Annotated in this window: 20 protein-coding genes; 17 read left to right on the top strand and 3 right to left on the bottom strand. The window is 38.0% G+C overall.

Features of this window, described 5'->3' with window-relative positions:
- The first annotated feature begins 128 nt into the window (after positions 1 to 128).
- From D8M04_RS05800 to D8M04_RS05785, 4 genes are all read left to right on the top strand, one after another.
- Complete coding sequence (locus tag D8M04_RS05800; RefSeq protein ID WP_121521967.1) at positions 129 to 1640, top strand: PAS domain-containing protein; 1512 nt, start codon at positions 129 to 131, stop codon at positions 1638 to 1640.
- A 13-nt stretch (positions 1641 to 1653) separates the two neighbouring features.
- Positions 1654 to 2565: a chemotaxis protein gene (locus D8M04_RS05795; RefSeq protein WP_121521966.1), complete on the top strand. Its 912-nt coding sequence runs from the start codon at positions 1654 to 1656 to the stop codon at positions 2563 to 2565.
- A gap of 454 nt (positions 2566 to 3019) precedes the next feature.
- The gene (locus D8M04_RS05790; RefSeq protein ID WP_121521965.1) at positions 3020 to 4237 is read left to right on the top strand and encodes a glycosyltransferase; all 1218 of its coding nucleotides are present in this window, start codon (positions 3020 to 3022) and stop codon (positions 4235 to 4237) included.
- The gene (locus D8M04_RS05785; RefSeq protein WP_246001131.1) at positions 4212 to 4919 is read left to right on the top strand and encodes an HAD-IIB family hydrolase; all 708 of its coding nucleotides are present in this window, start codon (positions 4212 to 4214) and stop codon (positions 4917 to 4919) included. The genes D8M04_RS05790 and D8M04_RS05785 overlap by 26 nt, the downstream gene beginning before the upstream one ends.
- 60 nt (positions 4920 to 4979) lie before the next feature.
- Here the strand turns inward: D8M04_RS05785 and D8M04_RS05780 are convergent, their stop codons facing one another.
- Together D8M04_RS05780 and D8M04_RS05775 are read right to left on the bottom strand one after the other, a co-directional pair.
- The gene (locus D8M04_RS05780; protein ID WP_121521963.1) at positions 4980 to 6116 is read right to left on the bottom strand and encodes an MFS transporter; all 1137 of its coding nucleotides are present in this window, start codon (positions 6114 to 6116) and stop codon (positions 4980 to 4982) included.
- A 219-nt stretch (positions 6117 to 6335) separates the two neighbouring features.
- Positions 6336 to 7343, bottom strand: coding sequence for a tetratricopeptide repeat protein (locus tag D8M04_RS05775; RefSeq protein WP_121521962.1), 1008 nt, complete (start codon positions 7341 to 7343; stop codon positions 6336 to 6338).
- A gap of 116 nt (positions 7344 to 7459) precedes the next feature.
- Here D8M04_RS05775 and D8M04_RS05770 point away from each other — a divergent pair, with 116 nt between their 5' ends.
- Both D8M04_RS05770 and D8M04_RS05765 read left to right on the top strand, forming a co-directional pair.
- On the top strand, positions 7460 to 7882 hold the full coding sequence (locus D8M04_RS05770) for a VOC family protein (protein ID WP_121521961.1): 423 nt from the start codon (positions 7460 to 7462) through the stop codon (positions 7880 to 7882).
- A gap of 350 nt (positions 7883 to 8232) precedes the next feature.
- Positions 8233 to 9003, top strand: coding sequence for an acyl-[acyl-carrier-protein] thioesterase (locus tag D8M04_RS05765; protein ID WP_246001130.1), 771 nt, complete (start codon positions 8233 to 8235; stop codon positions 9001 to 9003).
- Positions 9004 to 9245: 242 nt separating this feature from the next.
- Here D8M04_RS05765 and D8M04_RS05760 read toward each other — a convergent pair whose 3' ends face one another.
- Complete coding sequence (locus D8M04_RS05760) at positions 9246 to 11030, bottom strand: glycoside hydrolase family 13 protein (RefSeq protein WP_121521960.1); 1785 nt, start codon at positions 11028 to 11030, stop codon at positions 9246 to 9248.
- Between the two features lie 191 nt (positions 11031 to 11221).
- On the opposite strand from D8M04_RS05760, the gene D8M04_RS05755 reads away from it, so the two are divergent.
- The 11 genes from D8M04_RS05755 to D8M04_RS05705 all read left to right on the top strand — a co-directional run bounded on the left by D8M04_RS05755 (position 11222) and on the right by D8M04_RS05705 (position 23486).
- Entirely contained in the window at positions 11222 to 12541 is a 1320-nt protein-coding gene (locus D8M04_RS05755) for an extracellular solute-binding protein (protein ID WP_121521959.1), read from the top strand.
- A gap of 70 nt (positions 12542 to 12611) precedes the next feature.
- Positions 12612 to 13901, top strand: coding sequence for a carbohydrate ABC transporter permease (locus D8M04_RS20145; protein ID WP_246001129.1), 1290 nt, complete (start codon positions 12612 to 12614; stop codon positions 13899 to 13901).
- A complete protein-coding gene (locus D8M04_RS20140) occupies positions 13902 to 14744 on the top strand; it encodes a sugar ABC transporter permease (RefSeq protein WP_121521958.1) in 843 nt (280 codons plus the stop codon).
- 614 nt (positions 14745 to 15358) lie between these two features.
- Entirely contained in the window at positions 15359 to 16663 is a 1305-nt protein-coding gene (locus D8M04_RS05740; RefSeq protein ID WP_121521957.1) for an ABC transporter substrate-binding protein, read from the top strand.
- 100 nt (positions 16664 to 16763) lie between these two features.
- Entirely contained in the window at positions 16764 to 17624 is an 861-nt protein-coding gene (locus tag D8M04_RS05735) for a carbohydrate ABC transporter permease (RefSeq protein ID WP_121521956.1), read from the top strand.
- Positions 17624 to 18442, top strand: a complete 819-nt coding sequence (locus D8M04_RS05730) for a carbohydrate ABC transporter permease (protein ID WP_121521955.1) — start codon at positions 17624 to 17626, stop codon at positions 18440 to 18442. Before D8M04_RS05735 ends, D8M04_RS05730 begins: the two co-directional genes overlap by 1 nt.
- Before the next feature lie 88 nt (positions 18443 to 18530).
- Positions 18531 to 19562 carry a LacI family DNA-binding transcriptional regulator gene (locus D8M04_RS05725; protein ID WP_121521954.1) on the top strand — a complete coding sequence of 344 codons (1032 nt, stop codon included), beginning with the start codon at positions 18531 to 18533 and terminating at the stop codon, positions 19560 to 19562.
- A 61-nt stretch (positions 19563 to 19623) separates the two neighbouring features.
- Positions 19624 to 20343 carry a ThuA domain-containing protein gene (locus D8M04_RS05720; RefSeq protein WP_121521953.1) on the top strand — a complete coding sequence of 240 codons (720 nt, stop codon included), beginning with the start codon at positions 19624 to 19626 and terminating at the stop codon, positions 20341 to 20343.
- 13 nt (positions 20344 to 20356) lie between these two features.
- On the top strand, positions 20357 to 21385 hold the full coding sequence (locus tag D8M04_RS05715) for a Gfo/Idh/MocA family protein (RefSeq protein ID WP_121521952.1): 1029 nt from the start codon (positions 20357 to 20359) through the stop codon (positions 21383 to 21385).
- Between the two features lie 5 nt (positions 21386 to 21390).
- Positions 21391 to 22425 carry a Gfo/Idh/MocA family protein gene (locus D8M04_RS05710; RefSeq protein WP_187695410.1) on the top strand — a complete coding sequence of 345 codons (1035 nt, stop codon included), beginning with the start codon at positions 21391 to 21393 and terminating at the stop codon, positions 22423 to 22425.
- Between the two features lie 92 nt (positions 22426 to 22517).
- Positions 22518 to 23486, top strand: coding sequence for a sugar phosphate isomerase/epimerase family protein (locus D8M04_RS05705; RefSeq protein WP_121521950.1), 969 nt, complete (start codon positions 22518 to 22520; stop codon positions 23484 to 23486).
- The last annotated feature ends 22 nt before the right edge of the window (positions 23487 to 23508 follow it).

Here is a 23508-nt window from a genome sequence, read left to right as displayed (position 1 = left end):
AAGCAATTAGAACTATAAAATACATGGAATATGGTAAAATCAAGTAAAGAATTTCCATAATATGCCGATATATTGAGTAGGATAAGAATTGCTGGTAGCAATAATGCAATTTACGAGGAGGACTTACGTTGTTTAACAAAAAAATACACCAGGATATGAGCAAAGTATTAGACGAGCTAAAGAGATTAAAACTGGAGGCGCAACAGGAAAGTCCATCTTCTCTTCACATTTCTTATGAAGCAGAGGATTCTATGATGCAAAAAGTAGTAAACAGCATGAACGAAATTATCAATGAATTACAAGATAAATATGGCCATCTTTATGATAAGCACAAAATTGTTACGGATTTAAATTCAATTGGAACATGGGATTTAGAAATAAAGGATGGTGTTCCAGGCAAAAAGAACATATATAATGATCAATTTAGAGAGGCGCTGGGTTATTTAAATGATGAGGACTTTCCCAATGTCTTTGAGAGCTGGTATCATTCTATTCCGGATGAGGAATCAGAAAGAGTGACAACAGCATTCGAAGAACACTTCTCAAGTGATACCAGTAAACCATATGATATTGAATATATGGGAATTATGAAAGACGGTTCCAAGGAATGGTTCCATGCAAAGGCAGTTACGTTACGGGATGAAACTGGTGCACCTTATCGGAATGTCGGGACATTAGTCAATATCCATAAAAATAAACTAAACACCGTACGAATACAAAATCTGTTGTCACGTTTAGAATTAATAGAGAAATCACTCAGTTTCAGTGTGACAACATTAGAAGGAGCATGGGGGATTGATGTAACGAAACGTGACGGTAATAAGCAAGCATACTGGTTTTCTCCACAATTCAAACGGCTTCTGGGATATGAAGGAGACGAATTTGAGTCCAGTGAGATATCATGGTTAGACCTTGTGGTGGAAGAACATGAAGAAGAAGTAAGAAATAAATTCGAATCCCACTTATATGACTCCATTGCAAATCCAGTGTTTGATATGAAATTTCAGATGAAAACCAAACAGGATAAAATTCGTTGGTTTTCTATGCTGATTAGAACAGTGCATGATGAACAGGGAGTACCAACCCTTGTATCTGGAGTACTTCGTGATATCGAGCGTGAGATGAAACGGAAAGAAGAAGATAAGGCAATCGAAAATGAAATGAATGATTTTACATATTCACTGCGTGGGCTTGCAGCTAATATTAATGAAGTTTCAAAAGAGGCGCAGGAAATAGCAGATGAGCATGAAATAACAATGCAATCTACGAATCAAGCGAAAGAAAGCATTGAGATGACGAAATCGATTACGGAATTAATAAAACAGATATCTAATCAAACAAATTTACTAGGTTTAAATGCTTCCATAGAAGCAGCTCGGGCAGGTGAGCATGGCAAAGGCTTTGGTGTCGTAGCGGCGGAGGTTCAGAAGCTATCCTCTAACACTTCAGAAGCTGTAGAGCAAATTGAGAAAATTTTAGATGATATAAATACATCCGTATTAAACATCGTAACAAGTATGAATAAGATGAGTGATCGTATACAATCACAGGCTGGTGTGACGGAAGAAATTAATAGCACGTCGGAAAATATCCATGACATGTCAGGAAAATTACTAACTCTCATCCAGCAATTAAATTAATAGGAGAAGAATAATGGACAATCAAAGCAATGGTATTTTACTAGAAAGTGGAACAAATGAACTCGAGGTCATCCTATTTGGACTGGGCAGGGGCAGTTTTGCAATCAACGTGTTAAAAACGAGAGAAATCATTACGCCGCTTCCAATCATGAAAATCCCCAATTCGCACCAATATGTAGAAGGAGTGATTTCTCTTCGTGGAGAGATTATTCCTGTGGTTAAGCTCTCCGATGTTATACAATCTGAACAATCAAAGGATCCCCAAAATGATCGTTTTATTGTTGCAGAACTAAATGGAATGAAGATTGCCTTTCGTGTCCATAGTGTTAACCGAATTCAGCGTATATCCTGGGAACAAATAGAAAAGCCGAACGAGTTATCAGCAGGAAAACAGCCATACGCAACAGGTATTATTAAGTTTGATCAAGAAATGTCCATTTTATTAGATATTGAGAGAATTGTCGTTGAAATTAATCCTGATTTGGGTGGGAGTGCTGATAGTATCCAAACCCTTGGACCTCGAGAGCGTTCTGCAAAAAGAATTGTGGTGGCTGAGGATTCAGCGGTATTACGTTCACTATTAATCGACACGTTAAGTGAAGCTGGCTACGAAAATGTTAAGAGCTTCCAAAATGGAAGAGAAGCGTGGGAGTACCTAGTGGAATTAGCAGAGGATGAATCGACGAATCCAACTGAAAAAGTTCAATTGCTCTTGACAGATATAGAAATGCCACAAATGGATGGCCATCATCTAACACTACGTGTGAAGCAACATGCAAGATTAAAAGAACTTCCTGTTATCATTTTCTCTTCTCTTATTACGGATGATTTGTTCCATAAAGGAGAGAAGGTGGGGGCTAGTGCTCAGGTTAGTAAACCAAAGCTTGTAGATTTGGTGAAAGAGATTGATAAGTTCATATTATAAATTTATGAAAGAACCCAACATACTAGAAAAAGAAAATAAGATGAGCTAAAAGCTGCATCTAAGCTGGATAAGACCAGTTTAGACGCAGCTTTTTTTATAGCCTAGGAAATTATAAATTGAACGACCTGTGGGTAATTCTTATCGTTAGAAAAGCCACGTCCAGCTCCAGCGCCCAGCAACTAGCAAACTTCACACTCCTCCACTACGATAAGTCAACATCGACTCCCTACGGTCGTCGTGTTTCCTTTATCTCATTGCGGAGCGCTCCAGTTTGTACGTTGCTAAACGGGCGCTTGCGCCTTAGTTCAGCTAATGCAATAGGAAAATAGCATTAGTTGCTTTCAACCAAATAGGAGAAAACTGTTTAATTAAAAAATAGAGAGGGTATAAATCAACTACAAAGATCGTTTAGCAGATTAATATTAAACAATTGCAGACAGGAGAGAACGATAATATGAAAAAGAAAGTTCTTTTTATATCTGACCATGGTGATCCACTTGCAAGACTTGGAGGAAAGCAGTCAGGTGGACAAAATAATTACGTAAAACAACTTGCTCTTGCATTAGACCAATTAGGATTAACTATAGATGTTGTGACTCATTGGAGTAATCCAAATACGCCGCAAATAGAAGGCTTTGGCGAGAATTGCCGTGTCATTAGAATTGCTGGTGGACATAAAGGATATATGAATAAAAGTGAAATGGTTAAAATATTGCCAGCTTTTTATAAGGAAATGAAGGAAATTATCCCGATTGATACGTACGATATAATACACTCCCATTACTGGATATCAGGCCTGCTCGGTCTTGTGATAAAAAACAATTTTAAAATTCCACTTATTCATACCTCCCATTCACTAGCCATTGCTAAATATAGAGGAACAGGAAAAAAAGAAACAACACGATTACATGCAGAAAAAAATATTTTAAGAAAAGCAGATACCGTAATTGCCACTACTACAAATGAAAAAGATCTTATTGAGAGCTTTGCAGGGCCAAAAGCAAATGTGGTAGTATCTTCTATTGGTGTCAATCAAAATATTTTCTATCCATATGCAAGAAAGAGATGGCGAAGTGCACCAGTATTCTCATTTGCTGGTCGATTAGAAGAAACAAAAGGTATTGTTACATTGCTTCAGGCTTTTAAGCAGCTCAATACTAACCTAAATCATGATATCAAATTAATTATTGCTGGTGGCGATGATGAAGAGGTAGATTTAGTCAATTTTGCACCTAAGAAGAAGGAACTAAAAGAAGCTGTACGTGGAATAGAGAATAACGTTATGTTTGTTGGATCCAAAACTCAAGAGGAACTCGCAGATATATTCAACGAGTCGACCGCAGTAGTGGTTCCATCCTATTATGAATCATTTGGTATGGTTGCAGCAGAGGCACAAGCTTGTGGGACCCCTGTTATCGCATCTGGAGTTGGTGGATTGCAAAATGTAGTTTCCGATGGTTTTACAGGTTTACATGTAGAACCCAAAAATCCAGATCACTTATTAAAAGCAATGAGTATACTATCAAAAGACAAATATTTGGCTAAAGAGTTGGGACAACAAGCGGCTGAATATTCCCATAAGGCTTTTAATTGGGAGAAGATAGCGAAACAAATGGACATGACATATGAAAGGCTGATAGGAACAAATGAACACGTACATGCTAGCTACTGATTTAGATGGGACTTTGGTTGGTGATGTCATTGCCCTTAAAGAATTACTGCAATTCTTCGAGTCACAGCCATATAATGTAGAATTAGTTTATATTACAGGAAGGCACTACGATTCTGCATTATCACTCATTGATAGCGAGAGCTTACCACTTCCTTCTATTTTAGTGACAGATGTAGGGACGAGTATTTATAGTGGCAGTGAATTATTACCCGATTCGAAGTGGGAAAAGAAGATGATGGAAAACTGGAACCCGCAAGCTATAAAAGAGATAGCAATGCAAATACCAGGAATTTCACTTCAGTCTTTACCAGATGATCGCAGAGTTTCCTTTTATGTTAACGATAATAAAGAGGCAAGCATGTTAAGACAGAAACTAAAAGAGTCTGATCTGTCTCATACCTTTGTCTTCAGTTCAGGGAGAGATGTGGATGTATTGCCAGAAGGTGCAGGAAAAGGAAAAGCACTTCAATATATCGTAAAGGAATATGCGGATGATCAGGCAAATATCCTTGTTGCAGGCGATTCTGGTAATGACTTAGATATGCTGACACTTGGCTACCCTGCTGTCATAGTAGGGAATGCTCAAAAGGAGTTGCTTGAGGTAAATCGGGAAAATATCTATAATGCTACAAAAGCATGTGCAGGTGGTATTCAACAGGCTTGGAAGCATTATTATGGTTAAGAAGAAGCAGATTAATCAGAAGCGACGATTCCAATTATATAAGAATCGTACTTCTGATTTTTATTTTTTTGTTGTCAAAAGAATAGTAGCACTAACTATCAATAGGAATACTGCTGCACTAATAAAACCTTGATCAGGCGTTAAGGAAAACATACCTGTTAGGGATGAGCCTAAAAAGGAGCCTACAGATATAAAACCATAGAAAAGACCGAATGCTTTCCCGCGCTCATAATCTGAGGAATACTCCGATATTAAACCAGCCATCGATGGGAATATAAGCGCAAATCCAATCCCATAAATCGTCATACTAATGATGAACACCATTTGGCTGGATGCGAAGCTAGAAAGCGTTTGGGATACAGCGATTGTAAGTAGACCAATTGGCAGAATCATTTCATTGCGGTACTTGTCAAAAATACGATTCGTTGGCGATACAAAAAATAAAATGGCAACAATCCCAAATACACTAATTAACATCCCACTGATACGGTCGTCCATTCCAATTGAAACGACTTTCAGTGGCAGCATATAGGCAAGGATTCCTTGAGAGGCGGCAAGAGAAAGAGCGCCAAGGAAGGCTAGCAATAAGCCTTTGTTATTAAATAAGCCTAAATAAGACAAGATAGAAGAGCGATTCCTGGCTTCATATTCTTGCTGTGACCTTTGCAGCGGCTTCAAAGTAAGCGTAATGATTAATCCTGCTAACATTAGGAAACCAATCGTCATATAAACCACTTCAGGTCCAATTTTAGATGAAATAATACCACTAAATGCAGGCCCGCTGATTGCTGCAAGCCCTACAGCGGCCCCAGAAAAGGCCATCGTTTTTCCTTTATTCTTATCTTTATGGTAAAGGGTCAAGTAAGTAAATGCGGCTGGAGTAATCACTCCGGCAGTCAATCCATTTAGAAAACGCACGAAAAGGAGCTGTGTTGGAGAAGTAACTATCGCGTATAGGAAGAGAACAACAGCATTTAATAAAAATCCTAGTAGCATTACTTTCTTAGGTCCTGTGCGATCAATTACTTGACCAGCGAATACATTACTAAATAAGTTAGTCAGGGAATAGGCCCCGACAATAAAGCCAATAAAACCTGTTGTGGCACCAAGCCCTTGTGCGTACGTACTCGTAATCGGCAATTGAGCAAATAGGTCTGTAAATGAGATATAGATTAATAAATATATAATAAAAGCCATTTTGGAACTTCCCCTTTAATCGGATTATACGTCTTCAGTATAGCACCCCAAGTTAATGATTTCACATGAATTGCATAAGGGAAAAATAATGAATGAATGTCGCTAAGCGTAGCTCATAATTGGAAAAACGAGATAATCGGAAGGAGAACTGCATGAAAGCATCGAGGAACACACCAAGCCATCATCAGGGCTTTCGTGTATTCCTCTTTCTTAATTGTTTTATTTAAATCGTTTCAACCGATTTTTTGCCTGTTCATCGCCTTTTATGGCTGCTTTTTGGTACCATTGCTTCGCTATTCTTTCATTAATTTCCGTTCCGATACCTGTCTCATAGCATAAACCTAGATTGAATTCACCGTACCGGTCACCACGATCTGCAGCTAATCGATACCAGGCGAGTGCTTCCTTATCGTCGCCTTTCTCAAAGGCTCTGTGACCAAGCTTGTTAGCAGCAAAATTATCGCCGTGTATAGCAGATTCCCTATACCATTCATTTGATTTATCTAGATTCTTTTCTGTGCCAACCCCATTATCACACATATATCCAAGTGTATACATTGCTTCTGGCACGCCAAGTTCTGCAGCTTTGGAAAATAGTTCAAATGCTCGTTTCTCGTCCTTCTCGACATATTCTCCACGCAAATACATATCCGCATAATTATTCATTGCATCTGGATGACCAGCTTTTGCTGCTTTTTGGTAGTAAGCATATGTTTTGGCATCATCTTTTTCAACGACCTTCCCATCATAGTAATAATTCCCCAACCAGTAAGATGCGTCCATGTTTCCTAAATCGGCTGCAGCCTTAAACCAACGAAATGCCCATTCATGACGGTCAATATCTTTATAAAAATGGGCAAGCTGGGTTTGAGCATTAGAATCTCCTTTCATAGCATCGCAATATAATGTTTTTACCTCCCGCCATTCTGCTTCTTCTAAGAAAATAACAGAGAGGTCCTCGGTGGGGAAGAGTAATTCCTTTATAATCGTTAAGAAATCCTTCAAGAGAATGTCCTCATATTTCTCTTGATAAACTTTCAAAGAAAGGAGCTGTTCCAAGAGAATAGCAATATCCTCTGGTATATTATTTTTTCCCTTACTCCATGATTCTAGGATTTCATGTATACAATGTATTCTTTCATCCGTGTTTTCAAGCTTAGTAATTTCATGCAAAACTTCACTACTGTTACCTTCTCTCAGTAACTTGATGAGTCCTTGAATATTCATAAGGCAAACTCCTTCAGCTTTTAAATTCTTTTCTTCTATGTATACGAAGGCTTCTTCTTTGATTATAATGAACTTAAGTACGAAGGGAAAGAAATTGAAAATTAGGAGATGAGAGAATGCCTGTTCATGTTTATCTTACTTTTAATGGAGATTGTGAAGAAGCAGTGCTTTATTATGCGGATGTGTTTCAAACGGAAAAGCCGGAAATTATGTATTTTAAAGATGTCCCGCCTAGTGATGAAATGCCGCTGACAAAGGAAACAGAGAATTTGGTTCTGCATGCACGCATTCAGATTGATGGCAATCCTATTATGTTTTCAGATGTTTTCCCAGGGATGGATTATACAATAGGAAATAATATTAATGTAACCGTTGTACATCATGATGAAGAATACATACGCAATGCTTTTGAAAAATTAGGAGTGAATGGAAAGGTTGGGATGGAACTTCAAGAAACATTTTGGAGTCCTTGCTATGGTTCAGTAACAGATAAATTTGGTGTTGAATGGCAGCTTAGTGTCGAGAAGGATGGAAATTAAAGAGAAATCGAGATGTGGAATAGCATCTCGGTTTTTTTCTCTTTTGCGCCAGCTGGATCATGTAAAAAACTTGCTGATTAGTTTGGAATTAGAGGTTTCCGAGTATTACATAATCCTATTCCCAACTTGTTGACACTTTCAAAACGATTTACTTGTTCTGTAGTATCACCACTATTACAGAATTTGAGAAACCAGAATGATAAGTGATGGTTAACAGCTAGTAAAAATCAAATACGCTTAACTACTAGTTACACTAATGCAAGTCTCCTTTTACAAAAAAACAATTTACAGCATTTTGATTGGTGTAAAAGTTTTTGGAGAATAGATTTGATACAATATAAGTACTAGTCATGAAAAGAATCGAGGTTGAACTAATGGAACCAGTAACATTATTTGCAAAGAAATACCATGTGGATTTAAGTGATGTAGATTTTAAAAAGAAACTAAAATTAAGTACGCTTTTTAGTTATTTTCAAGATGCAGCAAGTGATGCTGCATCTAATTTAGGGGCGGGAATAGATGTGTTGGAGGACTCTGGAATTGCCTGGATTCTCATGCGAATTCGAGTAGACATTTTAAGATTACCTAAGTGGGATGAGGAAATTGTTATCGAAACATGGCCACTTGAACCAAAACGCTTGGAATTTGAACGTGATTATTTGGTCAAAGATAACGATGGAAATACGATTATTAGAGCCGTGTCTGCTTGGGTCATTATGGATAGGGTAGAAAGGAAGCTTATGCGAAGCGATTCTATTGCTCTAAAGTACCCGACGATTATTGAAGAAAGAGCGATCCATTGTAAATTAGGCAAACTGAAGAAGAATGGACAATTAGAGAAATCCTATGAGCGTGTCATAGGTTATAGCGATGTCGATTTTAATGGGCACCTTAATAATTCTAAATATATTGATTTCATGATGGACTGTTTCCCGATCGAGGACCATATGAAGTCTAGCCCGAAACGTTTGGAGGTTAACTTTGTTAATGAAGTACTACCTGGGGAGACAATCATTTTACATAAAGATACATCAATGATCGAAGAAAAACGATTATATATAGAAGGGATTAATGAAAATACTGAGAAGCCTGTGTTTAAAGCAGTAGTGGAAATTGAATAAAGAAAGCAGCATGGCACTTGTTATGGCTCTTTGCTAAAGTATACAAGAAATTCGCTAATATTCACAATTTCTATAATTCCAACATGGGATTCATGTCGAGCAAACAACTAGGTGGGGATAAATAAATCCCCACTATATGAAATTTTACTAAAAAGGAGGAATTTTGCTCTTGAAGTATCATTCTTCTAGTATTGCTTTATGATGAAGATGTTGCCTTTCGTTAATGATAGCTAATGCTCTAATCATTGCATCGTTTCTTCAAAAATCCGAAAACTTAAATCGGGTACTTTCATCTTGGTTCCTTTACGAACCTTCTTTTCTTCTTTTTGCAGTTTTTCTCCCTTTGAAAATATCCACTCTATTATTCTGGAATTATTAAAGTTCAGCTTATTGGTCGGTATGCGAAGAATACTATCACTATTATTTAAAATAAAGATTAATCTTCTATTAACTAATCTTTTCTCATAGATAATGCAGCCTTTTTCATTGATGTCAAGGAAACGGAAATCAGCCTGGTTACCAAACAACTCATCTGTTCTACGCAGAGCAATCAGTTGTTTTATAAAGAAATATAATTCAGTATCTTGCTTTTCCCTATCCCAAACCATACACCCGCGGCAACCCGGATCATTATCACCCGTCATTCCGATTTCATCACCATAATAAATACAAGGTGTTCCGATGAAAGAAAGCTGAAATAGAAAAAGCATCCTTATTTTTCTTTTATCTCCGTTAGCTGTTGTTAAAATCCTTGCTGTATCATGACTGCCCAAAAGATTAAAAGATACCTCATTTATATTTTCAGGATACATATAAAGAAGGCTGGTTATAGACTCTGCAAACTTCTGTGTACCAATGGATTGCTTGGCGAAAAAATCTATGGCTGCTTTTGTAAATGGGTAGTTCATGACGGCATCAAATTGGTCACCTTTTAGCCATGGCATCGAATCATGCCACACTTCACCTAATATGTACACATCAGACTTTACACTTTTAACTACCTTGCGAAACTCCCTCCAAAATGTATGATCCACTTCGTTAGCTACGTCCAAGCGCCAGCCGTCAATATCAAATTCCTCTACCCAATATTTTGCGACCTTAAGTAAATAGGCTTTAACCTCAGGGTTTTTTGTATTTAACTTTGGCATCGTGTGGACAAAACCGAATGTATCATAATTGGGTTTTGGCTTATGAACAATGGGGAAATTCCAGGCATGGAACCAATCTTTATACTTGGATTTCTCTTGTTTTTCTAATACATCCTGAAATGGAGCAAAGTGATAACCGCTATGATTGAATACAGCATCTAGCATGACTCGTATGCCGCGCCTATGACATTCCCGAACCAACTTCCTAAATATGACTTTATCTCCAAATTGCGGGTCTATTTCTAAATAATCAATCGTATCATATTTATGGTTAGAAGAAGCCTTAAAAATTGGAGTAAAGTAGATGCCATTTATCCCTAAATCTACTAAATAATCAAGGTTGTTTAGTATACCTTGAAAGTCTCCACCAAAGAAATTGCCTGGAGAAGGCTCTGCACTTCCCCAAGGTAGCGTGTTTACTGGATTCAATGCGGAGTCCCCATTCGCAAAGCGTTCAGGAAAAATTTGATACCAAACCGTATTCTTCACCCAGTCTGGTGCATTAAAAACATCTATCTCGTGGATATATGGAAAACAGAAGTAGTTCGCAATATCCTGTGGAAGTTCCTGATAAAAGCCAAGTTCGGTAAGAATAACTGTCTCCTTTTTGTCGGAGCAGCGAAAAGCATAACGTAAACGATGAAAGGGGGGCTTTACAGATCCTTTCCAAAAATCATAGCTTGAAGTGGATGCCTTTTTTTCCATAACTATTGACTCAGTAAGCCATTTCCCATTCTCCCATTCGTATGGATCTCCATAGATCAGCTCCACTTTTTTCACATCATCTTTCTTCGTTTGGATCATAATATGAAGCGTATCTTTATTATAGGCATATGCAAAGTTGTTCTTCGGTCTATGAAATATTGCTTCCTTTAACATTTTTATTCTTCCTTTCTATATCATAGTTATGATAAGTTTTGTGAAAAGTAGAGTAATAAATTGATATCAATGTAAATAAGCTAATACTAGTACAATATATAACCTTACATACTCTTTAAGAACAAAAGGAATCGATCATTTTTAAAGGGAATTATGCAAACGATTTCAAATATTAGTTAGGAGGGGAAAGCATGAAGAATTGGCTATTGTTAACCATTGCTATGTTGGTCATCGGGGTGCTGGCAGCTTGTGCACCAGAGAGAGAGGAGTCAGCAACTGCGGAGGAACCAGAGACAGATACAACGGAAGAGACAGAAACGAACGAGACAGAGAAAAAGGAAGAAGTTACAGAAGCAGATAAACCAGAGAAACTCGTTGTCTGGGAGGATAAGGATAAGGGAATAGGCTTAGATGCTGCGATTGCTAGCTTTGAAGAAGAATTTGGAATTCCAGTCGAATATCGGGAAATGGATATGGCAACTGAAATTCGGGAACAGTTAAGGCTAGATGGACCTACTGGCCAAGGACCAGATGTAGTAACATTGCCCCATGATCAAATTGGACAGGTGGTTATTGAAGGCTTAATTGCACCGTTAGAGGTGGAAGAAACAGTTACTGGTATTTATACGGAATCTTCTATTGCTGCGCAAACCTATGATGGAAAGCTTTATGGATTGCCAAAAGCAACGGAAACTCCAGTTTTTATTTATAATAAGGAGTTAATGCCTGAGCCTGTGGCGACATTTGATGAGCTATTCAAGTTTTCAAAGGAGATGGCTGGAACAGATCAGTATGGTTTCTTAGCGTTATGGGATAATTTCTATTTTGGAAATTCGATAATGCAAGGACATGGTGGATATGTATTTGGTGGAGAAGATGGTGTACAGGATTCACAGGATATAGGAGTAAATAATGAGGGCGCTGTTGAAGGTGCTGCATATATCCAGCAATGGTATGAAGAAATATTTCCATCCGGTATTATTGGCGAAAGCGGTGGATCAGCGAAGGATGGCTTATTCCAGGAAGGAAAAGTTGCATCAGTAATGGATGGTCCATGGGCATTCCAAGGATTGAATGAAATAGGAATGGATTACGGTGTTACACCACTTCCAACCCTTCCAAATGGGGAATATCCAATTACTTTTATGGGAGTAAAAGGCTGGCATGTTTCCAACTTCTCTCAGAATAAGGAATGGGCGACAATCCTAGTAGAATGGATTGCCAATGAAGAAAATGCAAAAATTCGTTTTGAAGAAACCAAGGAAATTCCTCCAGTGAAAACATTAATTGATGATCCGATTATAGCGGAGGATGAGGGAGCTCAAGCTGTAGCAATTCAATCAGAGCGTGCGATTCCAATGCCTAATATTCCAGAAATGGCGGAGGTTTGGGAGCCAATGGCACAGGCTCTGCAGCTAATTGCTACTGGTGATTCTGAACCACAAGAAGCATTAGAGGAAGCACACTCTACTATTTCCAGCCAAATCGAATTAAATCATTCCGGGAACTAAAACAGAAGCAGTACCTCGTCCGTTGAGGTACTGCTTCATCTGAATCGAAGGCTTTTAGGAGGGGAGAATATTGAAGCCATTAGCATCAGTGAAAAAAAGAAAGAAAAGTACTACTGCACTTGTTCTATCCATTATCCCTGGACTTGGCCAACTGTATAATCGTCAAGCTGTCAAAGGTCTGCTGTTATTTACTCTAGTTATTGCCTTTTTTATCGTATTTCAGGATTTGCTTCGTTACGGGTTTTGGGGTTTGTTTACGTTAGGCACGGACGTTCAATATGACCACTCTATTTTTCTATTGGCGGAAGGAATTCTTACCGTCATGATCACGCTGTTGCTTATCGGGATTTATGCTTGGAATCTTTATGATGCGTATAAAGTGGGAGTAAAACGCGATAATCAGAAGAAAGTTAATGGGCTGCGAGAGCAATATCATAATCTGATTGATATAGGGTTCCCATATTTAATGATGTCACCGGGATTTTTATTAATGCTGTTTGTTGTGATGTTTCCTATTCTATTTGTCATTTTGTTAGCTTTTACAAATTATGATCTCTATCATTCTCCACCAGCGAATCTAGTAGAATGGGTTGGAGTTCAAAACTTTATCGATATTTTTAATATCCCAATCTGGCGTGATACGCTTTTTAGTGTACTTGCTTGGACTGTCGTTTGGACACTTGCTGCGACAACCTTTCAAACAGCTTTAGGGATTATTCTCGCTGTTATTATGAATCAGCAAGAAATTCGGTTTAAGAAAATCATTCGTACGATCTTTATTTTACCGTGGGCGGTTCCAGCCTTTGTATCGATTCTTGTATTTGCCGGGATGTTTAATGAATCGTTCGGAGCGATTAATCGAGATATTCTAGGTTTTTTTGGGATTGCTGGTGTACCTTGGATGACTGATGCTATGTTTACTCGAGTAGCTTTAATCTTTATTCAGACATGGCTGGGTTTCCCGTTTATTTTTGCGATGACAACTGGGGTATTGCAATCCATTCCTAATGAATTATATGAGGCTGCTGAAGTAGATGGGGCTTCTATTTTTCAAAAATTTAAAAGCATTACCCTGCCGCTTATCCTATTTGCAACGGCACCAATTCTGATTACACAGTATACATTTAACTTTAATAATTTTAATGTCATCTTCTTATTTAATGGTGGTGGTCCAGCGATGACCGGGCAAAGTGCAGGTGGAACGGATATTTTAATATCATGGATTTATTCTCTAACGATGAATTCTGCTCAGTATGGCAAAGCGGCGGCAATTACAATGATATTATCCTTTATTGTCATCTCGATTGCACTTTGGCAGTTTAGAAGAACGAAATCATTCCAAGAAGAGGATATGATGTAAATGAATCAGAAAAAACAAAAAGCAATACGTTTACTGTTGTCATATATCGTTATCTTACTGATGATCATAATCATTCTTTATCCGATCTTTTGGATTGTTGGTTCCTCCTTTAATCCAGGCAATAGCCTGTCAGGCTCATCCATAATTCCGGAAAATGCAACAATCAAGCATTATCAGGAATTGTTTAACCCAAAGGAAAGCGATTATTTATTATGGTATTGGAATACGTTAAAGATTTGTATCATTACCATGGTCTTGTCCGTCCTTCTCGTTAGCTTAACGGCTTATTCCTTCTCACGATATCGTTTTATTGGTCGGAAAAATGGACTGATGACCTTTCTTATTTTACAGATGATACCTAACTTTGCAGCACTCATTGCCATCTTTGTACTTGCGTCACTAACCAAGCTTCTTGATACACATTTAGGTTTAATTTTACTCTATAGCGGTGGTGCGATACCAATGAACACTTACTTGATGAAGGGTTATCTTGATACCATTCCAAGGGATTTAGACGAATCGGCAAGAATGGATGGTGCAGGCCATCTACGGATATTTTTTCAAATAATCATGCCGTTATCGAAACCAATCATTGCAGTGGTAGCCTTATTCACATTTATTGTTCCATTTGCTGATTTTATTTTAGCGCGTATTCTGCTTCGTTCTGAGGAGAAATTTACACTAGCAGTCGGACTGTATCAAATGGTTGCCAAGCAATTTGGGAATGAGTTTACATTATTTGCTGCAGGTGCAGTATTAATTGCCGTTCCAATTTCGATTTTATTTTTATTATTGCAGCGCTACTTTGTAACTGGATTGACAGCCGGGGGAATTAAAGGGTAACCGATGAATAGTGGATAAATAAAAATCAATCTTCCGCAATAGTTTGGAAGGTTGGTCTTTTTTGCATTTAGAAGAACTTCAAGACGTGAAGCCATAAAAAAATTAACTACAAAATGAAGAGAAGGAAAGCAATGGTTTAAAAGTAGTTCCTTTTGTTCCAAAGGAAGAATTTTGTAAAATAATTAGAGAGGTTTATGTTAAATCGAAGGAGGTTGAAAAACTATCAAAAATGGGTACTAAAAGATTTATATATATATCTAAGAAGAATGTCAGCTTTACTTACCTAAGATTATTTTTCATCTTAGTTAAAGTAAGGCTTTTTCTTTCAAGTTGAAAAAAGGTAATATCTTGTTTATTATAGGCAAACGTATTCACTATATTGCTGTTTTATATTAAATTTCTATTTGTTTATCTATTAAAATTATTAGAAAATTATATTGCCCATTTAGAAAAGTTGTGATAATATAATAATGCAAACGTTTTCCCTAGTTTGCAAGTTTGCATCAAAGATAACTTCTGATAGTTTCATGTAGAAAACGAGAACTAGGTTTTCCTTTTGAATTATATGTAATCGTTTTCAATTAATTAGGGGAAATAAAACACTAGGAGTGAAAATGATGGGGGACAAAAAGTTTTTGTCGAAGGTCTTTATAGCAATGGTTTTAGCTGCTGTGTTAGTAGTAGCTGGGTGTAGTTCTTCTGACAATGCTTCAGGAGATTCAGATTCAGGGGATGGCGTGACGGTTGATATTTTTCAATTTAAAGTAGAGTTTAAAGAGCAGTTTGAAGAGTTAGTTGCAAAATATCAAGAGGAAAATCCAGATGTGACGATTAATGTACAAACTGTTGGTGGTGGAAATGACTATGCAGCTTCAATAAAATCACAAATGTCATCTGGGGACGAGCCAGATATCTTTAATGTCGGCGGTCCAACAGACATAGAAGAATATAGAGATTACTTATCCGATTTATCAGATACCGCTGCAGCAGAGGCAGCTTTAGAAGGAACACTTAATAGTGTGACAGAAGGAGATCAGATATTAGGCTTACCATATTCTCAAGAAGGTTATGGATTAATTTATAACAAAGCAATTCTGGAACAGGCTGGTATTAACCCAGATGAATTAACAACATTCGAAGCACTGGAAGAGGCAGTAGCAACATTAGATAGTCAAAAAGAAGATTTAGGATTAGAAGCTGTCTTTGCCTTACCTGCAAAAGAATTATGGGTTATGGGGAATCACTTAGCAAATGCCTATATAGCACCAGAATTTGAAAACGATATCACTGCTGCTTATGAGGCAGAAACAATTAATTTCGAATATGGGGACCAAATGAAGAGAATGCTAGATTTACAAAGCAGCTATTCTGTACAGCCAGTGCTTAGTCTTGATTACTCTCAACAGGTTGAACAGCTATTTGCTCAAGGTAAAGTGGCAATCATACAACAAGGAAACTGGATTTATCCAACGCTTGAACAAATGGACCCAGAATTTGCAGAGAACAATATTGGCATGATTCCGATGCCAGTAGAAGGATTAGAAGGCCATCTGCCAGTTGGCGTTCCGCAATACTGGGTAGTTAATAAGAACAGCAGTGAAGAAGTTCAGCAAGCAGCAAAGGACTTCCTGGATTGGATGTACACGTCTGATGCTGGAAAAGAAATGGTATTAAATGACTTTAAATTTATACCTGCTTATGAAGGATATGATACTGCACAAATTTCAGATCCATTATCCCAGGTTGTTTATAGCTATTCAGAAGAAGGTAAAACAATTGGCTGGACATTTATGGCAACCCCAGTTGGCTGGAATGAAGATGTTCTAGGAGTTAACATGCAACGCTATTTGAATGGTGACATTGAGTGGCAAGAAGTACTGGATACGGCTAAACAAGAATGGGAGAAATCTAGACAATAGTTGACGAGTTGACTATTGCAGCCAACAAAATAGAAGGTATATTTTGTTGGCTGCCCGCTATAGCGGAAGGTTTTCAAGAAATAGAGTGGAGGTGCTCTTAATGAGGAATAGGAGCGTATCATTTTGGCTTTTTGTGACACCAACCTTACTTGCCCTTGCTCTTGTCGTATTTGTCCCATTCATTTATGGTTTTGTTTTTTCATTTACCGATTGGAATGGATTAAGTGCGAATGAGTTTATAGGTTTAGCAAATTATGTAGAACTATTTCAGGATAAAGAATTTCTTAATTCCATCTGGTTTACCATTAAATTTGCAGTGGCGTCTATCGTTTTAGTTAATGTAATAGGTTTAGGATTGGCATTGTTAGTAACACAAAGAATGAGATCTAGCAATATATTAAGAACAGTATTTTTTATGCCTAACTTAATTGGAGGATTAATTTTAGGGTTCATCTGGCAATTTATCTTCGTTAGTGCGTTTGATGCTGTTGGAAGTGCATTAGGAATTGAAGCGTTACAGGGATGGCTCTCTACAACAGAAACGGGCTTCTGGGGACTAGTTATTCTAAATGTATGGCAATATGCGGGATACATCATGATTATATATATTGCTTACCTGGAAAGTGTGCCTGAGGAGCTGCTTGAGGCGGCAGAAATAGATGGAGCAAATAGTATCCAACGTTTCTGGAATGTGAAATTTCCATTGGTTGCACCAGCTTTTACGATTAGTTTATTCCTTACATTATCAAATGCCTTTAAATTGTACGACCAAAACTTGGCATTAACAAATGGTGGTCCATTCAATTCAACACAAATGGTAGCCATGGAAATTTATAATACAGCCTTTAGTGAATCAGATATGGCTTATGCACAAGCAAAGGCAGTTATCTTCTTTATTCTTGTCGCGGCAGTCGCACTGACACAAGTTTATTATAATAAGAAGAGGGAGGTAGACTTATAATGAAGAAGAAAAGGAGAAATAAATTAATTATTGAAATTGTCGGTATCCTGATCGCTTTGTTATGGTTATCTCCATTTTACTTAATGCTCGTTAATGCGTTTAAAACAAAAAGTGAGATCTTTTCAGATGTACTAGGGCTTCCAGAAACATGGACATTTGAAAACTTTAGCCAGGCATTTATTGACTTAAATTTCGTGAATTCATTTATGAATTCTTTATTTATTACGGTTGCAAGTGTGGCAATCATCATTTTATTCTCTTCTATGGCTGGATATGCCTTAGCAAGAAACAAGAGCAAGCTTAGTGCCGTAATCTTTATGGTATTTGTAGCTGCGATGCTGATCCCTTTCCAGTCGGTCATGATTCCTTTGATTTCATTGTTTGGCCAAGTGGATATGCTGAATCCAACTGGGTTAATCTTTATGTATCTAGGATTTGGGACTAGCTTATCCATTTTCCTATATCATGGAGCAATGGCAGGAATTCCTGTTTCCTTGGACGAAGCAGCTACGATTGATGGGGCAAATAAATGGCAGATTTTTTGGAAGATTGTATTTCCAATGTTAAAACCGATTTCCGTAACTGTTATGATTTTAAATGTGATTTGGATTTGGAATGACTATTTACTGCCTTCTCTTGTATTAGGAGGAGAGAATGCAACCATCCCATTACGGATGTTCTTCTTCTTTGGTCAATATACAAAGCAATGGCATCTGGCTTTAGCTGGTTTAACCATTGCCATCATACCTGTCATTATCGTTTATTTCATTGCTCAAAAGCATATCATTAAAGGTGTAACAGATGGTGCTGTTAAGTAATGATCAATTGGTTTTAAGGTAATATCGGCATTATTTTTCCTGTATAATAGAGTATTAGTAAAAGTATAAGACAAAGGAATGAATGGAGATGTCAGTAACAATAAAGGATGTTGCCAAAAGGGCGAATGTTGCTCCCTCAACGGTATCCCGAGTGATATCAGATAGTGATAAAATCAGTGAAAAAACAAAGCAAAAAGTTAGAAAAGTAATGGAAGAAATGAATTACCATTTGAACCATAATGCTCGGGTATTAGTACAAAAATCAACGCAAACGATTGGTATTGTCATGAAGCATTCGGCGAATAGATCCTTGCACAATCCATTCTTTCCAGAAGTACTAAGAGGAATGAGTTCTTATTGTCATAAACAGAATTACAGTCTCTTATTAACAACAGGAAATTCAGAAGAGGCCATTTACCAAGAGGTTGTCAACATGGTACAAGGGAAACGGGTTGACGGAGTTATCGTATTGTATTCAAAAAAAGAGGACAAGGTAGTTCCATTCCTGCAGGATTGTAATATTCCATTTGTTGTTATAGGAAAGCCTCAAGGAGAAAGAAGTCGAATCATGTTTGTGGATAATGATAATACAAGTGCTGCGAAGGAAGCTGCCATGTATCTTATTCAAAGAGGTCATAAGCGGATTAGTTTCATTGGAGATGAGCCTGAATATCAAGTAGTACAGGATCGACTCGCAGGCTATTATGAGGCAATGAAGGAACATAATCTAGTAATACGAGAAGAATATGTTCAAAATCTAAGCCAAAATGTGGAGGAGACAAGGAATGTAATCGAAAAAATGATGAATATTCCCGAACCACCAACGGCAATCATCTCATCTGCCGACGTAAATGCCATTCTTATTATGAGTGCCCTACGAGAATTAGATTACAACGTGCCCAAGGATATTAGCATTATTAGCTTTAATAATACCATTATTTCTCAATTATCTAATCCATCCATGACATCAGTTGACATTCAAACGTTTCAGTTAGGGTTTGAAGCAGCAAAATGTGTCATTGAAAGTATTCAAGACACAAATATGTTTACTAAAAGTGTCATTATACCTACTGTTATAGAAGAGAGAGATTCTACAGGCTATAACAAAAAAGAAGATTAATGGATATTTTTTTTCGAGGAAAATGCAAACGTTTGCCTTAAATTAAAGGAGAGTGATCAGAATGAACGTATTAGTGTGGAACGAATACCGTCATGAAAAAGAAAATAAAGTAGTATCGGACATCTACCCAGAAGGAATTCATCGAACCATTGCTGCATTCCTAGAAAAGGAAGAACAAATAAACGTAAAGACAGCGACATTGGACGAACCGGAACATGGTCTAACAGATGAGATTCTTTCAGAAACGGATGTGCTTCTATGGTGGGGACATAAGGCGCATGAAGATGTAAAGGACGAAATAGCAGAGAAAGTGAAACAACGCGTTTTAGATGGAATGGGCTTGGTCGTTCTGCATTCCGGACATTTTTCGAAGGTATTCAAAAAATTAATGGGAACAGGCTGTGATCTTAAATGGCGTGAAGCGGGTGAAAAAGAACGCTTATGGGTTGTGGATCCTACTCACCCAATTACCGAAGGGCTTGGTCAATATATTGAGCTTGAGGAAGAGGAAATGTATGGGGAACATTTTGATATTCCGACACCAGATGAGCTTATCTTTGTTAGCTGGTTCCAGGGGGGAGAGGTATTCCGTAGTGGAGTAACGTTTAAACGAGGAAGAGGAAAGATATTCTATTTCCGACCTGGTCATGAAACCCATCCGACCTACCACAACGAAGAGATTCAACGAGTCATCACAAATGGTGTAAAATGGGCACATAATACGAACACACCGACACATGTTTATGGAAATCAACCTGCACTAGAAAATTTAGATAAATAGGGGGAGACGGAATATGGAGAGAATTCGAGTAGCGGTTATAGGGACAGGAAGTATTGCGAAGCATCGTCACTTACCAGAATATGCTAGCAACCCAAATGTAGAGATTGTTGCAGTTTGTGACATTGTACCAGAAAGAGTAAAAGAGATTGCTGAAGAATATGATGCAAAGGCCTATACGGATTATAAAGAGTTACTAGCAAAGGAAAATATTGATGCAATTAGTGTTTGTCTGCCAAACTATTTGCATGCACCAGTCTCCATTGCTGCACTCTCTGCAGGATGTCATGTGCTTTGTGAAAAGCCGATGGCAACTTCTAGAGAAGAAGCGGAAGCGATGATTCAGGCTGCAAAGGAAAATAATAGAAAGCTAATGATTGGTCATAATCAGCGCTTTGTCTCCTCACATCAAAAGGCAAAAGCATTAATTGACCAAGGTGAAATTGGGAAGATATACAGCTTTCGTACAACATTCGGTCATGGAGGGCCTGAGAGATGGAGTGCAGAGGGCGAAGATAGCTGGTTCTTTAAAAAAGATCAAGCATTTATTGGAGCAATGGGGGACCTTGGTGTACATAAAGCCGACCTTATTCGTTATGTGTTAAATGATGAAATAACGGAGGTTGGTGCATTTGTGGAAACAAGTGCCAAGGATGCAAATGTAGATGATAATGCCTGTTTTATTTTAAAAACAGAAAAAGGCGTTATTGGTACATTGGCAGCCAGCTGGGCGTATACAGCTGCAGAAGATAATTCCACCGTTATTTATGGTGAAAAAGCGATCTTGCGACTAGAAGACGACCCCAAATATTCGCTTGTTGTTCAATACACAAATGGGGATGTTGTGAAATATGAATTAGATGGGATTCAATCCAATGAAGAAGGCGGTCAGTCCACTTCTCATGTGATAGACCACTTTATTGATTCCATTTCACAAGATACAGAGCCACTTATAAATGGTGAAGAGGGAATGAAGGCTTTAGACATTATATTAGGAGCCATTAAATCCGTAGAATCAAAAACTATACAAACGTTAGAGAAGTGAAGAAAATGAAAAAATTGAAAATGGGGATTATTGGGGTAGGCGGAATCGCTGAGGGGAGGCATATCCCTTCTTACCTCGCATTACAGGAAAAGGTAGAAATCACTGCAGTACAAGATATCAGGGGAAAGCGGGCAAAAGAAGTCGCCGAGAAATACGATATTCCCTTTGTATTTGAAGACTATCAATCATTATTTGAGGTAGTTGATGCTGTAACAATCTGTACCCCTAATAAATTCCACTCTAGAATCGCTGTTGCAGCTTTAGAAGCAGGCTGCCATGTCATTTGTGAAAAACCAATGGCAATGAATGCTTCAGAGTGTGAAGTGATGCTGGAAGCTGCTCAAAAGGCAAACAAACAACTTGCTATTGCTTACCATTATCGCTTTATGCCCCAATCGAGGCTTGCCAAGCAAGCAGTTCAAGAGATTGGCGAACCACTTGTCACAAGAATACAGGCGCTCAGAAGACGTAAAGTACCAGGCTGGGGTGTATTTACCAATAAAGAATTACAGGGTGGAGGTAGTTTAATAGACTATGGCTGCCATTTAATTGATTTAGCACTTTGGCTTTTAGATAGTCCAGAACCTGTTGAAGTAATTGGGAGAACCTATAATCGTCTTAGCAGAAGTCCCGAACAAATAAACGACTGGGGAAACTTTGATCATAAGAGTTTTGAAGTGGATGACCATGTAACTGCTTATATAACGTTTAAAGATGGAAGCTCCATCTTATTTGAAACATCTTGGGCAGCGAATATCAAAGAAGATCATACACACCTAAGTATTTCTGGAACTGAGGCTGGATTAAACGTTTTTCCGTATGAATTTTATCAACCAAAGCATGGAACATTTATGACGACAACAGCGAGTGTAACAGAGGATAAAAATTTCGGATTATTGCAAGCTGAGAACTTTGTGGATAGTTGTCTTGGTGACGCAGAGTTAGTCGTTAAACCAGAGGAAGCAATGAAGGTAACGAGAATTATGGATGCCATTTATGAGAGCAGTGAAACAGGGAAGAGTGTGAGATTAGGAGAGTAAGATTTTTTCAGTAGGAGCAACAGCATAAGAACCTAGCTGCGCTATTTATGCATCGCTACTGTAAATGAATGTTTTATAGGAGGGGATTAAACATGAAATTAGGAGTGTTTACTGTATTATTTCAAGGGAAATCATTTGATGATATGTTGGATTATGTGAAAGATGCTGGTTTACAAGCAGTGGAAATCGGTACAGGCGGAAACCCTGGCAATGATTTTTGTGATGTGGATGCACTCTTAGCAAGTGAAGAGAAGCGGAAGGAATACTTGGATAAAATTCATTCTCGTGGCCTTACGATTAGTGCTTTCAGCTGTCATGATAATCCGATTTCTCCGAATAAGCAGCATGCTGAAAAATCGCATGATGCATTTGTAAAGACAGTGCGTTTAGCAGAGTTAATGAATGTACCTGTAGTCAATACCTTCTCAGGTGTTCCAGGTTCCAGTGAAAAATCCAAATATCCAAACTGGCCTGTTACACCATGGCCAACAGAATACTCAGATGTTTTGGAATGGCAATGGGAGAAGAAACTAATACCTTATTGGAAAGAGCAGGCACAATTTGCCAAAGACCACGGTGTAAAGGTAGGGCTGGAGTTGCACGCAGGATTTCTGGTCCATACACCATACACTTTACTTAAACTGAGAGAAGCAACAAACGATGCAATCGGCGCTAACCTTGACCCAAGTCATCTTTGGTGGCAAGGAATTGATCCAGTTGCTGCAATTAAAATTTTAGGAAAAGCAAATGCGATTCATCATTTTCATGCAAAAGATACGTACATTGATCAAGATAATGTAAACATGTATGGCTTAACAGATATGCAGCCATATGGAAATGTGCAATCACGTGCTTGGACATTCCGTTCTGTTGGCTATGGTCACGGCATCCAAGAATGGACCAACATCGTCAGCGCACTGAGAACCTATGGATATGATTATGTGATCAGCATTGAACATGAGGATCCAATTATGTCAGTTGACGAAGGATTCAAACAAGCGGTGAAGAACTTAAAAGCAGTTAACATCGAAGAAGCACCAGTCAATATGTGGTGGGCTTAAACTTAAAATTAATAGTTGAATG

This window comes from Oceanobacillus piezotolerans, from assembly GCF_003665065.1.
Taxonomy (GTDB): domain Bacteria; phylum Bacillota; class Bacilli; order Bacillales; family Amphibacillaceae; genus Oceanobacillus; species Oceanobacillus piezotolerans.
Note: the sequence above shows the minus strand (reverse complement) of the source record. Positions and strands in the feature narration are given on the sequence as shown.

What these genes read in the sequence shown, in the direction of transcription:
- D8M04_RS05795 (WP_121521966.1), top strand. Translation starts at nt 1,654, where the DNA reads ATGGACAATCAAAGCAATGGTATTTTACTAGAAAGTGGAACAAATGAA.
- D8M04_RS05790 (WP_121521965.1), top strand. Translation starts at nt 3,020, where the DNA reads ATGAAAAAGAAAGTTCTTTTTATATCTGACCATGGTGATCCACTTGCA.
- D8M04_RS05785 (WP_246001131.1), top strand. Translation starts at nt 4,212, where the DNA reads ATGAACACGTACATGCTAGCTACTGATTTAGATGGGACTTTGGTTGGT.
- D8M04_RS05780 (WP_121521963.1), bottom strand. Translation starts at nt 6,116, where the DNA reads ATGGCTTTTATTATATATTTATTAATCTATATCTCATTTACAGACCTA.
- D8M04_RS05775 (WP_121521962.1), bottom strand. Translation starts at nt 7,343, where the DNA reads ATGAATATTCAAGGACTCATCAAGTTACTGAGAGAAGGTAACAGTAGT.
- D8M04_RS05770 (WP_121521961.1), top strand. Translation starts at nt 7,460, where the DNA reads ATGCCTGTTCATGTTTATCTTACTTTTAATGGAGATTGTGAAGAAGCA.
- D8M04_RS05765 (WP_246001130.1), top strand. Translation starts at nt 8,233, where the DNA reads ATGAAAAGAATCGAGGTTGAACTAATGGAACCAGTAACATTATTTGCA.
- D8M04_RS05760 (WP_121521960.1), bottom strand. Translation starts at nt 11,030, where the DNA reads ATGTTAAAGGAAGCAATATTTCATAGACCGAAGAACAACTTTGCATAT.
- D8M04_RS05755 (WP_121521959.1), top strand. Translation starts at nt 11,222, where the DNA reads ATGAAGAATTGGCTATTGTTAACCATTGCTATGTTGGTCATCGGGGTG.
- D8M04_RS20140 (WP_121521958.1), top strand. Translation starts at nt 13,902, where the DNA reads ATGAATCAGAAAAAACAAAAAGCAATACGTTTACTGTTGTCATATATC.
- D8M04_RS05740 (WP_121521957.1), top strand. Translation starts at nt 15,359, where the DNA reads ATGATGGGGGACAAAAAGTTTTTGTCGAAGGTCTTTATAGCAATGGTT.
- D8M04_RS05735 (WP_121521956.1), top strand. Translation starts at nt 16,764, where the DNA reads ATGAGGAATAGGAGCGTATCATTTTGGCTTTTTGTGACACCAACCTTA.
- D8M04_RS05730 (WP_121521955.1), top strand. Translation starts at nt 17,624, where the DNA reads ATGAAGAAGAAAAGGAGAAATAAATTAATTATTGAAATTGTCGGTATC.
- D8M04_RS05725 (WP_121521954.1), top strand. Translation starts at nt 18,531, where the DNA reads ATGTCAGTAACAATAAAGGATGTTGCCAAAAGGGCGAATGTTGCTCCC.
- D8M04_RS05720 (WP_121521953.1), top strand. Translation starts at nt 19,624, where the DNA reads ATGAACGTATTAGTGTGGAACGAATACCGTCATGAAAAAGAAAATAAA.
- D8M04_RS05715 (WP_121521952.1), top strand. Translation starts at nt 20,357, where the DNA reads ATGGAGAGAATTCGAGTAGCGGTTATAGGGACAGGAAGTATTGCGAAG.
- D8M04_RS05710 (WP_187695410.1), top strand. Translation starts at nt 21,391, where the DNA reads ATGAAAAAATTGAAAATGGGGATTATTGGGGTAGGCGGAATCGCTGAG.
- D8M04_RS05705 (WP_121521950.1), top strand. Translation starts at nt 22,518, where the DNA reads ATGAAATTAGGAGTGTTTACTGTATTATTTCAAGGGAAATCATTTGAT.